The organism is Nostoc sp. CHAB 5715 (genome assembly GCF_020829685.1).
Classification (GTDB): Bacteria; Cyanobacteriota; Cyanobacteriia; order Cyanobacteriales; family Nostocaceae; genus Nostoc.
This window is the reverse complement of record NZ_JAIVFR010000107.1, coordinates 1-11294: the sequence shown is the minus strand read 5'-3', so window position 1 is coordinate 11294 and position 11294 is coordinate 1. Positions and strand designations below refer to the sequence as shown.

The 11294-nt window shown below is 40.8% G+C and carries 10 protein-coding genes and 1 pseudogene; 9 read left to right on the top strand and 2 right to left on the bottom strand.

Annotated elements, in window-relative coordinates:
• The 7 genes from LC574_RS08420 to LC574_RS08390 form a co-directional block, all read left to right on the top strand.
• A partial coding sequence (locus LC574_RS08420) for a family 16 glycoside hydrolase (protein ID WP_229452834.1) occupies window positions 1-547 on the top strand: 547 nt, incomplete at its 5' end.
• 558 nt (window positions 548-1105) lie between these two features.
• Entirely contained in the window at window positions 1106-1846 is a 741-nt protein-coding gene (locus LC574_RS08415; RefSeq protein ID WP_229452832.1) for a hypothetical protein, read from the top strand.
• Window positions 1847-2731: 885 nt separating this feature from the next.
• A complete protein-coding gene (ppsA, locus tag LC574_RS08410; RefSeq protein WP_229452830.1) occupies window positions 2732-5260 on the top strand; it encodes a phosphoenolpyruvate synthase in 2529 nt (842 codons plus the stop codon).
• Window positions 5261-5303: 43 nt separating this feature from the next.
• A complete protein-coding gene (locus tag LC574_RS08405) occupies window positions 5304-5741 on the top strand; it encodes a XisH family protein (protein ID WP_229452829.1) in 438 nt (145 codons plus the stop codon).
• Window positions 5711-6070 carry a XisI protein gene (locus LC574_RS08400; protein WP_229452827.1) on the top strand — a complete coding sequence of 120 codons (360 nt, stop codon included), beginning with the start codon at window positions 5711-5713 and terminating at the stop codon, window positions 6068-6070. The genes LC574_RS08405 and LC574_RS08400 overlap by 31 nt, the downstream gene beginning before the upstream one ends.
• 235 nt (window positions 6071-6305) lie before the next feature.
• The gene (locus LC574_RS08395) at window positions 6306-6587 is read left to right on the top strand and encodes an element excision factor XisH family protein (protein ID WP_229452826.1); all 282 of its coding nucleotides are present in this window, start codon (window positions 6306-6308) and stop codon (window positions 6585-6587) included.
• Window positions 6557-6916 (top strand): XisI protein, encoded by a 360-nt coding sequence (locus LC574_RS08390; RefSeq protein WP_229452824.1) that lies wholly within the window; start codon window positions 6557-6559, stop codon window positions 6914-6916. Before LC574_RS08395 ends, LC574_RS08390 begins: the two co-directional genes overlap by 31 nt.
• A 340-nt stretch (window positions 6917-7256) precedes the next feature.
• Here the strand turns inward: LC574_RS08390 and LC574_RS08385 are convergent.
• Both LC574_RS08385 and LC574_RS08380 read right to left on the bottom strand, forming a co-directional pair.
• Window positions 7257-7457 (bottom strand): annotated as a pseudogene (locus LC574_RS08385) (sensor histidine kinase); the annotation flags it as partial.
• A 127-nt stretch (window positions 7458-7584) separates the two neighbouring features.
• Window positions 7585-8799: an FAD-dependent oxidoreductase gene (locus tag LC574_RS08380; protein ID WP_229452822.1), complete on the bottom strand. Its 1215-nt coding sequence runs from the start codon at window positions 8797-8799 to the stop codon at window positions 7585-7587.
• Window positions 8800-9024: 225 nt separating this feature from the next.
• Between LC574_RS08380 and LC574_RS08375 the strand changes: the two genes are divergently transcribed.
• Window positions 9025-9768: a pentapeptide repeat-containing protein gene (locus LC574_RS08375; RefSeq protein WP_229452820.1), complete on the top strand. Its 744-nt coding sequence runs from the start codon at window positions 9025-9027 to the stop codon at window positions 9766-9768.
• Window positions 9769-10105: 337 nt separating this feature from the next.
• A partial coding sequence (locus tag LC574_RS08370; protein WP_229452818.1) for a pentapeptide repeat-containing protein occupies window positions 10106-11294 on the top strand: 1189 nt, incomplete at its 3' end.

The following is an 11294-nucleotide window of genomic DNA, read 5'->3' as shown; positions in this document are numbered from 1 at the left end:
GAAGGCTCAAAAAACTAAAAAAGAAGAATGGGAGCAATTGTTTAACGGAAAGGACCTGACCGGTTGGGACATCAAGATAGCCGGACATGATCTGAATGATAACTACAAGAATACCTTCAGGGTAGAGGATGGGATGATCAGACTGGCTTATGATCAGTATGAGCAATTTGACGGCAAGTTTGGACACATGTACTACCACAAACCCTATTCTTATTACAGACTGCGTTTTGAGTACCGTTTCACGGGTGAACAAACCAAGGGCGTGCAGACCCAACCTGGTGAAACCATTGTGGTAATTGGAGATTGCCCAGAGTTGGGTAACTGGGATATCAACAAAGCCTATCCCTTAGAGTACATCAACACCAATACTTGGTTTGCCGAGATTCCCTTTGATGAGAGTGCTGGTAAGCTGATTGCTTATAAATATGCCATGTGGCGGGAAGGGCGATCGCCCCTGCGCGAAAATCTGGTAAATCGTCGTTGGGTGATTGCGAAAGAAGGCACTGTAAAATGGCGTGATACCTGGGCATCGGGAAGAGAATCGTAGAAATTTTAGATAAACAATAAAGTGCGAAGGAGCAAAATTTTCATTCATCCTTCGCACTTCATTTTTCTAAATACTTCTTCAATATATTTTAGTTTACAGTGATCTGGATCACACAATTTTGTAAGTAAAATAAGTAATATCAAGCAGTAAAGCGCCCAATAACTGTTAAAAAGATAGGCAAAAAAGCTTTACTTTTTATATCATGTTTGCTTGATTACTTATTAAACCCGAAGAACCCCACCCTGCAAGCCTACGGTGTACACACAAGTCTGAAACAGTTTACTCATCTGGGTTTAAACGTAGGTTTTACCCCTCCCTAACCCTCACGCCACTTGCTTGGCTGTCGGCAGAGCCGCCCAACGCAGTGGCTCCCCGATGTATTGAGGAGGGAACTAGATTTCTAATACATCAGGGGTAGAGTTCTTTTATTATAAGTAATTATGCAGGCATGATATTCCAGATGCAAGAATAAATTATACCTTTATGAGCGCTAAACTCAGCAGTTTTTAATACTTACCAACCAAGTCATCTAAAAAAATGAGAAAAAGGTAAATGGTAATGTTCGACCTCTTACTGAAAAATCAATTAAGTGCTCCAAAAAAACTAAAATTTAAAAATGAAATTTTGGCACGAGTTCAAGGTCGAAATCCAGAAGCTTTAAATGACGAAATAAAATTTTATAAAACTGAATTGCTTCCCTATTTTATCAAATTGAGCCAACAAAATCCTGTTTTCAGTGTTACAGAGCAACTACGGCTTTTAGTGGGTGTTTGGACACCAATCTGGTCTACAATATCGTTTCATGAAAGTTTACCGCAAAGAATACAAGAGCAGTCCTTCCAAATTTTCCAGCATGATGGTTACTGTGCCAGTATAGCTCGCTATATAATGGGAAAAGAGCAGTCTTTATCCCAGAATTTTCAATCAAGATTACCAGCTTATGATTTCATGTTGATCCAAAAATATGGAGTTCAAAATGGTAAATGGTATCTTCAAAATATTGATAGATTTCAGGCTTTTACAAATAGAGAAATTCCTCTAACTTTAGAATCAGTCTACAACTGGTTTACTCATGTAGTTAACAATAAAGTCAAACTGAACACCTCGAAAGGGCTTTTACCTAAAACTCTAAAATTAGAAAATATAGAGATAAATCATGTTAATGGATTTCAAAAAACATCCTTAGTAACTTCTCAAGTGTTTAAGCATTTATATATAGATAATGACTTGCGACTTGTGAAAACTCAAACAGATGCCTCACATTTACCTAGTTATACGATTGCTGTGAAGAGGCAATAAGTATCGATTGGTGAATGCCTCAGCTACCTTTTGATTCAGACAACGATCGCCAAATTCTTGTTCAATTCCACCGCATATATAATACCTTACAGCTATTTTCAGGTAAATAGACCACGTGGTAGGGGCACAGCAATGGTCATACGTGTCAACTTAACGTAAAAGCCATGTCCCGCAAGGAACTGAAGTTCCTTGCTAATAGCGAAAGTCATCTTTAGATGACTAAATATAGCCAAAAATCTTTAGTCTACTTCAGTAGACTTTAGCTATTAGCCTTGAACTTTAGTTCTAGGCGGGCGTGGAAGCCAACAGTTAAGCTATTTATAGCTTAAGTTGACACCAATGAGCAATGCTGTGCCCTTACGACAGATGTGGTTCAAATACATGAAAACTGCTGTAACTCCTGGGAGTGTATTCATATTCGACATTGCAACGACAGGACAAGTCGCACAAGGAAGCACAAGTAATACCAATTCACTAAAATTATGAAACAGATGTAAACCCTGAAAGGCTAGCTATCTCTAAGTTTTTTAATTGTGAATTGCGAATTGTGAATTGGTATAAGGGCTTCACTGAAGGAGAGGGCTGGGTAGTACTAGTTGAAAGTGAACTCCAGCGCATGGGCTTTGGAGTTGAAACAACCCATAGTTATGGCCAATACCTTCTGTCAAAAGGTCATGTAGCATTCATTGCACGCAAACTATATTATGCATTGTATCCGATATTACGAAAGAGCCATTATCCCGAATAATTGTTATTTCTGGACTATATGGTATTTAATTACACAATCTAAAATCACCCAGTGGCTGCAAAATATAAAATTGAATATAGGAAAAATATACTAGCGGTTACACACTGACAAACTGAGTATAAACTTAAAAGGTAATTATGACTACAGTATCTAAAAACACATTATCTCAATCTTCCCAAGAGCGATCGCTCATCTTGTGGTTTGATGAAGTTGGTATTGCTGATATCCCCGTAGTTGGTGGTAAAAATGCTTCACTGGGCGAAATGATTCAACAGCTAACGCCCAAAGGTATTAACGTTCCCACAGGATTCGCCACCACGGCTTACGCTTATCGTTATTTTATTCAATCAGCAGGTTTAGAAGCAAAGCTACGCAAACTCTTTGCTGACTTAGATGTTGAGGATGTCAAAAACTTACGAGAACGGGGGAAAAAAGCGCGATCGCTATTAATCCACACCCCATTTCCTGTAGAATTGCGAGAGGCGATCGCGAAAGCTTACCAGAGCTTGTGTGAACAATACAATGCAGAGACAGATGTTGCAGTCCGTTCTAGCGCCACTGCCGAAGACCTTCCAGATGCTAGTTTTGCTGGACAGCAGGAAACTTACCTCAACGTTGTCGGCGCTGAAGGAGTTTTAGCAGCTTGTCATAAATGCTTTGCTTCCATATTTACCGATCGCGCCATTTCTTATCGCCACACCAAGGGATTTGACCACTTTAGCATTGCTCTGGCTGTGGGTGTGCAAAAAATGGTGCGCTCTGACTTAGCAACCTCTGGGGTGATGTTCTCCATTGATACAGAAACCGGGTTTAAGGATGCTGCACTGATTACAGCCGCCTACGGTTTAGGTGAAAATGTTGTTCAAGGGTCTGTAAATCCCGATGAATACTATGTTTTTAAACCAACTTTAAAAGCTGGTTTTCGCCCAATTATCGATAAAAAATTGGGCAGCAAAGAGCTGAAAATGATCTATGATGATGGCTCCAAATTTACAAAAAATGTGTCTGTTTTGCCCAGCGAAAGAGGTAAATTTGCCCTGAGTGATGAAGAGATTTTACAACTAGGAACTTGGGCGTGTTTAATTGAAGACCATTATTCCCAAATCCACGGTATTTCCACTCCAATGGATATCGAGTGGGCAAAAGATGGAATTACTAACCAACTTTTTATTGTGCAAGCACGTCCTGAAACCGTGCAGTCGCAGAAGACGGGAAATGTGTTGCGGAGTTATCGGTTGTTATTGGGGAATAGGGAATGGGGAATAGGGAATGGGGAAAAAACTTTCCAATCTCCACTCCCCAGTATAGACGCGATTAATCGCGTCTCTACCGACGACTCGCCAATCCCTCTTGTTACGGGACGGGCGATTGGGGAAGCGATTAGTCAAGGGAAAGCACGGCTAATTTTAGATGTTCAGAAACTCGACCAGTTCCAAGTTGGGGAAGTTTTGGTGACAGAGAGAACTGACCCGGATTGGGAACCAATTATGAAACGCGCAAGTGCAATTGTCACCAATTCTGGTGGTAGGACATGCCATGCAGCAATTATTGCGCGAGAATTGGGTGTACCTGCGATCGTGGGATGCGGCAATGCTACAGAAATTTTAAAACCCGGTCAAGAGGTAACAATTTCTTGTGCTGAAGGGGAAGAGGGAAAAGTTTATGCAGGCTTATTACCTTTTGAAGTGGAAGAAGTTCCTTTAGAGAACTTACCCCGCACCCGCACTCAAATTTTAATGAATGTGGGTAATCCCCAAGAAGCATTGAGTTTATCTGCAATTCCCAACGATGGAGTCGGTTTAGCACGGACAGAATTTATCATCGCTAACCAAATTCAAATTCATCCAATGGCATTAATTCACTATGACTTGTTAAAAGATGAATTTGTCAAAGCTAAAATTGCTGAAATTACTGCACTTTACGATGAAAAACCCCAATATTTTGTAGATAAATTAGCCCAAGGCATAGGTAGAATTGCAGCGGCATTTTATCCCAAACCAGTAATTGTGCGAATGTCAGATTTCAAAAGTAATGAATATGCCAATTTGTTAGGTGGGCGACAGTTTGAACCCCATGAAGAAAACCCAATGCTGGGTTGGCGGGGGGCGGCGCGTTACTATGATGAAGGCTACAGGGAAGCTTTTGCTCTAGAATGTCATGCTATCAAGCGGGTACGGGAAGAAATGGGTTTGACGAATGTTATTCCGATGATTCCGTTTTGTCGCACTCCCGATGAAGGGCGGTTGGTTTTAGCAGAGATGGCAAAAAACGGTTTAAAGCAAGGTGTTAACGACTTGCAGGTTTATGTGATGTGTGAGTTGCCCAGTAATGTTATTCTGGCTGAGGAATTTGCTGACGTATTTGATGGCTTCTCCATTGGTTCTAATGATTTAACTCAGCTGACATTGGGGATAGATAGGGATTCGGCGTTGGTAGCGAGATTGTTTGATGAACGCAGTCTAGCTGTGAAACGAATGGTAAAAATGGCCATAGAAGCGGCGAAAAAATGCGATCGCAAAATCGGCATTTGTGGACAAGCACCCAGCGACTATCCAGAATTTGCCCAGTTTTTGGTTGAACAAGGAATTGACTCAATTAGTCTGAATCCAGATTCAGTTTTAAAGACAATGCTGGAAGTGGCAAAAGTCGAGGGGACTAATTCGTAATACTTCGGCTTCGCTCAGTACAAGTTCGTAATTCGAGTAATTTATGCCAGCTAGAGACCGCTACCACGAGAACTTGAAAAATGCGCTAATCAAAGATGCCTGGACGATTACCGACGATCCCTTTCATCTAAAGTGGGGGAAAAAGGATCTTTACGTGGATTTGGCAGCCGAAAAGTTACTCATAGCAGAAAAAGGAACGCAGAAAATTGCTGTTGAAATCAAGACCTTCAGTGGTGAATCGGAAGTGGCAGACCTCGAACAGGCAATTGGTCAGTACTTTACTTACCTTGCTGTAATGTCCCGCAATTATCCAGATAGGGTTTTGTATATTGCTGTTCATGAGGATATTTTTACTGACATTTTTGAGGAAGAACCGCTTGGTAAACTTATATTGGAAGATTACAAAATTCCTCTCATCGTTTTCAATCCAAAGCGGGAGGTTATAGTCCGATGGATACTCTGGAACAATACAGACAGATAATTTGCAGCATTATTACTGAACACACGAAAATTCCTTACTCTTACGGTGATATTCAGCATGAAACTATTTTTGATAAAGAACAGGATCGATATTTGGTGATGATTCTTGGTCGAGAACCAGTGCCAGAACTCTCTCCAACTGCAACACGCCGCGTTCACGGCTGTCTGATTCACATTGATATTATTGATGGCAAAATTTGGATTCAACGTGATGGCACTGAAGAGGGGGTAGCAACAGAATTAGTAAAGGCAGGTATCCCAAAGAATCGGATTGTGTTAGGGTTTCGATCTGAAGAACTGCGGAAAGATTCAGAATTTGCTGTTGCCTAGCCAACTCAATCACCAGCAATTTGGTAAACTACTCGAAAATTCACCTTGTTATTCTTGATAAAATTTTTCTAGCGATGCTGGAAGTAGCAAAATTCGAGAGTGCTGAGTCTATTTAGTGGAGGGTTTTGGTGTGTTAGATATTCGAGTAATGTATGCCAGTTAAGAGGATGTTTGAAAAGTCGTAAAGTATACTATAAACCCCTTTCCAAACCTTTCCTCCAAGCGGAGAGAGGCTTTGAAACCCCCATTCCCTTGTAGGGAAGGCTTGCTCGGGGGGTTAGGTTTCCGAGGCTTAGATGTTAGCAATAATACTTTTCAAACAACCTCTAAAGACCGCTACCACGAGAACGTCAAAAACGTCCTCTATCTCGCTGTTCGTGACGAAGTATACGCCGATATCTTTGATGAACCAATTGCTAAACTTTTGATAGAGGATTACAAAATCCATATCGTTGTATTTCAGCTAGAGCAAGAGGTTATTTTCAGATGGATACCTTGGAGCAGTACAGGCAATTAATTCGGAATATTCTGATTGAGCATACAACAATCCCTTTCAGCATTGGCAATATTCAATTTGAAACAGTTTTCGACAGCGAACAAGACCGTTACTTGTTGATGATTTTGGGAAGAGAACCAGCGTATGATTTATCTCCTACTGTGACTCGCCGCGTTCACGGCTGTCTGATTCACATTGATATTATTGATGGCAAAATTTGGATTCAACGTGATGGTACTGAAGAGGGGGTAGCAACGGAATTAGTGAAGGCAGGTATCCCAAAAGATCGGATTGTGTTAGGATTCCGGTCTGAAGAACTGCGGAAAGATTCAGAATTTGCGATCGCATAACTCAGAACTTGCACCAGTCCCCACGAACGCCTCAGAATGAATTCTGAGGCTTATAGCTAAAGTCTTCTAAAGAAGACTAAGTAAGGGTTGTAGTCTACGCTTAGTGGACTTGGGCTATAAGAAAAGAGAATTTATTCTCAGGCGGGATAGGCAGGTGCAAGATATAACAACATAGGAGATGTTTGGTAGTACATCCTCTGGCGTTTAACTCCACTATTTAAGCGTGTTCATGCTGAAAGTAGAGTTGCTTAAATCTAAATTGCAAAGGTCTGACTATATTTGACTATGAGATTTAGAACTATAGAGATTAATTGATAACTGATAACCAAATTGCCACAAGTCAAGTTGATGATGGGAATAGTTGAGCCGTTGGGAATATCTTCGGTAAGCTGACTGTAACTTTAGTTCCTTGCCCTACTTGACTAGACAAAGTAATATCGCCACCATGTAACTCTACGCAAGCTTTAGCGATCGCTAGTCCTAATCCTGTACCAGGGATTGTGTCAACGTTACTTCCACGACTGAAAGATTGAAACAGATTCTTGTTTCCCCCCAATATATCGGGGGGATTAAGGGGGGTAATTGACTTGTGTGTATACCTTAGCCTGCGGGGAGGGGAGACAAAGCATAGCTTTGGTGGGGTGGGGTTCTCCGGGTTTAATAAGTGATTAAGCGGACATAATATCACTCATTTTTTCAAAGCGAAAACGTTCCATAAAGCGGCGGTCAATCCAATCTTTGTAATGCCACAAAAGTTTATGAGGTGGTAAAGTGATGAGACCTCGTGTTGCCATTGCTCGTCCGTCCCCTGTACCAATTAAACTCAAGTATTCTTTTTGTGGTCTATAGGGTTTGAGCGACTTACCTAATAAAATTCGCTGCAAATTCTCAAATAAAGGCTTACCTTGCCTAACAGCAAATACCCCAGCTTTCGGACGCGGATGATTTACAATTGTGGCAATATCACCAGCAGCAAATATCTGCGGGTGCGTTTGAGATTGCAATGTATCTTCTACCAAAATAAAACCTTGCTCATCAGTTCCTAGTCCTGCGGTTTTTAACCATGCGGGTGCTGATGCTTGTGTTACCCAAAAAATTTTATTACACTCTACTGTCAAACCAGATTCGCATCTAATCTCAAATATTTCTTTAGTTTCCCTGTGTGGTGTAGGTGCAAGTTTACACACAGTTTCCCCAAGATGTAGCTTAATACCTCGCGCAGTTAAAATTTGCTGAATTTGATGGCGTACTGATGAATGGTAATTGGGCATCAGTTCTGTGCCACGCTGGAATAAATGAACTTCCAGATTTTGAATAGGTTGTTGAGTTTGACGTAAAATGCGATGTAAATGAGATTGCATCGACAGCGCCAATTCTACACCGCCAGCGCCTCCACCGACGATCGCAATCCTAATTGCTTCATGAGGATTTTTATTTACAGCTTCAATTAGTTCATACCAATGCTCCAATAACTGCGATACTGGTTTAGCTGCGATCGCATATTCTGCTGCACCTGATACAGACACTGTGGCCGGAGTGCTGCCAATATCAATAGACAGGACATCAAAATCTACCACAAGTCCGTTAGCACAAATAACTTTGTGATTTTCTAAGTCTAGGGCAACTACTCTGTCAATATACAACTGTGCTTGAGCAAAGTTCGCTAAAGGTCGCAAATCAATATGACATTCATCGTGGCTGTAAAATCCGGCAATATGTCCTGGTAACATTCCAGAGTAGGCTGTATTTTTGGCTGCGGTAATCAACGTCAAACGGACACCAGGTAAAGGCTTTCTCCCAAACATTTTCAGGGCAATTGCATGGCTGTGACCGCCACCAATTAGCACTAAGTCTTTAACTATAGGCTGTAATTTTTGCTGCATTGAAGTAGTTAATAATAATACTATTTGAGTTGTAAGATTTTTTTGTTGCCTAGCGGATCTGGAAAAAGAAGGCTATCCTTTATAATTAATAGTTTTTCATAAATGATTTATAGATGCTGGATCACAGGCATCAATCAAAATCATCATGCTCAGGGTTAATTGATAGTGAAGAATGAAGAGTAGTAAGTATAAGTAATTTTTTAAACCTCATTTTATCACTTAAAAATGTTGACAGTAATTATTAATGCTTTTCAGTCCATAAAAAATATTTTACCAACAAATAACAGTCAGTTATCAAAAATATGTCTGAGGATACATGCTTTTCCGGTAAAAGTTAACCAAACTAAGCATCAATTGCCAAAAGAAAGTTTAAGAATAGCAATTGAACAACTAGGGAATAAGACAATAGAAACCAGTCTAGCTGTAATTAATGATTTAGAACAAATTGCCCATAATTATCCCCAGTACCACTGGAGAATTATGGACATTCTTACTACTTTTGTACGAGAAAATGCTCCTTACATGCCCCAAGAGAAAGTAACGAGCAACCTGTCAACAAAAGTTCGTGTAGATATTCAAGCAGCCCTTACCGTTATTGCTAGAAGAGATGTAAACAAAGACCCAAAAAATGAGCAACTTGATTTGAGTCACACGGACATAAGAGGAGCAAATCTGAATAGGGCGAACCTAGAACGGACAAATCTCTATCAAGCTAATGTTGCTGAAGCTAACCTCACAGAAGCTAATCTCGCGGGAGCAATTCTCAGTGCAGCTAATCTAGAAGGTACTAACTTATATTTAGCTAACCTAGAAGGAGCAATCCTCAGTGCTGCTAGTTTAAAAGGAGCTAACCTAGAAGGAGCTAACCTATATTATGCAAGCTTATATCTAGCTGAACTGCATGGAGCAGTTCTCAATGATGCCATACTCGATGGGGCAAACCTCAGAGAAGCCAAATTCTCTGAGTAAAACACTAGTCTTGCAAGGCGGAAGTCAAAAGTAAAAAGCCCTGAAAATGTTGGGTTTCGTTCCTCAAACGCCACTTGCTTCAAGTCGGGAAACCCGCCCAACGCAGTGGCTCCCCAACCTACACCAGAGTGATTTTTTAGGCAAAACCTACGCAGTATTGGGTTGGGGGTGAGGTTTAAAAATGTACTTCATGCAAACGAGAAACGCTATAGTATATTCGATGTCATTACCTAGTTAAATGAGTGTCTTGACACCTATAATAATTTTCTGCTAAATGCTATACTATTTTTCCTCAATATCTAAGTAATAATTCTAGGTTGTAAGGAAAATCGTTACCATGTCTTCTAAAAAGACAGACGCTCTTTTGAATTGGTTAATAACTATAACAGTTGTATTTGGCTTCTCATTGACTGTAATTTTTTTCGCGTTGTCCAGTATTAAAGAATTGTCAATTCAGGAAAAAATTCAGTATAGAAACCAAGCATTAACAACTACTGCAATAGTTTTTCTCGCATCGGCAGTAATGTTTAATACTTATTATGCAGCAAAGCGGGCCCAAGCGATGCAGAAAAATGCGATCGCAGCTGAGAAAAACCTGGAAATTGGCATTCAAAATGCAAAAGTTAATCAAGACAGATTGATTTCAGAGCGCTTTATGGGGGCAATTGCCCAGCTTGGTCATGAAAAAGTTGAAACCCGGACAGGTGCAATTTATGCATTAGAAAGAGTTGCTCAGGATTTTTCTAAAGAACACTGGACAATTATGGAAATTCTGACTGCCTTTGTGCGAGAGAATGCACCTATTGTGCAGGTGAGGGTAGAGCAACAAAACCCGGAATATCAAGGAGCAGCTTATTCAGGTAGGCACAGAGGTGGGTCGCGTCCGACACAGGAGTTGGAGCAAAACCTCCATGAAGAATTGCCAACAATCCGCACTGATATTCAAGCAGCTTTAACTGTCATCGGCAGACGTAATTTACTCGAAGACCCAAAAAATCAAAAACTTGATTTACGGAATATCGACATTAGAAGGGCAGACCTGCTAGGAGTTAATCTGCAACAAGCAGACTTACGTGGTTCTGACCTGAGTGGGGCTGACCTGCGCGGAGCGGATTTGAGTGAGGCTGACCTGAACGGCGCTAAACTCGTTAGGTCTATTCTCTATGAAACCAAATTACTAAAAGCTAGCCTTTGTGGAGCAAACCTCTGTTGGGCTAATCTCAACCGCGCTAATCTCTGTGGGGTAAACATGCGTTCAGCCAACCTCTGTGGAGCAAGTCTGCGTGTAGCTAATTTGCAAGGAGCAAACCTCTATAAAGCTAACTTACAACAAGCTACCTTAAAAATCGCCAACCTCTCTGGGGCAAAGCTATTTTTAGCTAACTTGCAAGGAGCAAAATTAGGTAAAGCCAACTTGCAGATGACGGGTTTGATTGGTGCAAACCTCTCACGGGCTAACTTGAATGGAGCCAACCTTTCTGGGGCTAACTTGAATGCAGCCAAACTCAAGAAACGTGGTATAAAGT

Excerpts from the sequence above, each read along its gene's own strand:
- LC574_RS08390 (WP_229452824.1), top strand. The coding sequence starts at position 6,557 with ATGGATACCTTGGAGCAGTACAGGCAATTAATTCGGAATATTCTGATT.
- ppsA (WP_229452830.1), top strand. The coding sequence starts at position 2,732 with ATGACTACAGTATCTAAAAACACATTATCTCAATCTTCCCAAGAGCGA.
- LC574_RS08405 (WP_229452829.1), top strand. The coding sequence starts at position 5,304 with ATGCCAGCTAGAGACCGCTACCACGAGAACTTGAAAAATGCGCTAATC.
- LC574_RS08380 (WP_229452822.1), bottom strand. The coding sequence starts at position 8,799 with ATGCAGCAAAAATTACAGCCTATAGTTAAAGACTTAGTGCTAATTGGT.
- LC574_RS08415 (WP_229452832.1), top strand. The coding sequence starts at position 1,106 with ATGTTCGACCTCTTACTGAAAAATCAATTAAGTGCTCCAAAAAAACTA.
- LC574_RS08375 (WP_229452820.1), top strand. The coding sequence starts at position 9,025 with ATGTTGACAGTAATTATTAATGCTTTTCAGTCCATAAAAAATATTTTA.
- LC574_RS08400 (WP_229452827.1), top strand. The coding sequence starts at position 5,711 with ATGGATACTCTGGAACAATACAGACAGATAATTTGCAGCATTATTACT.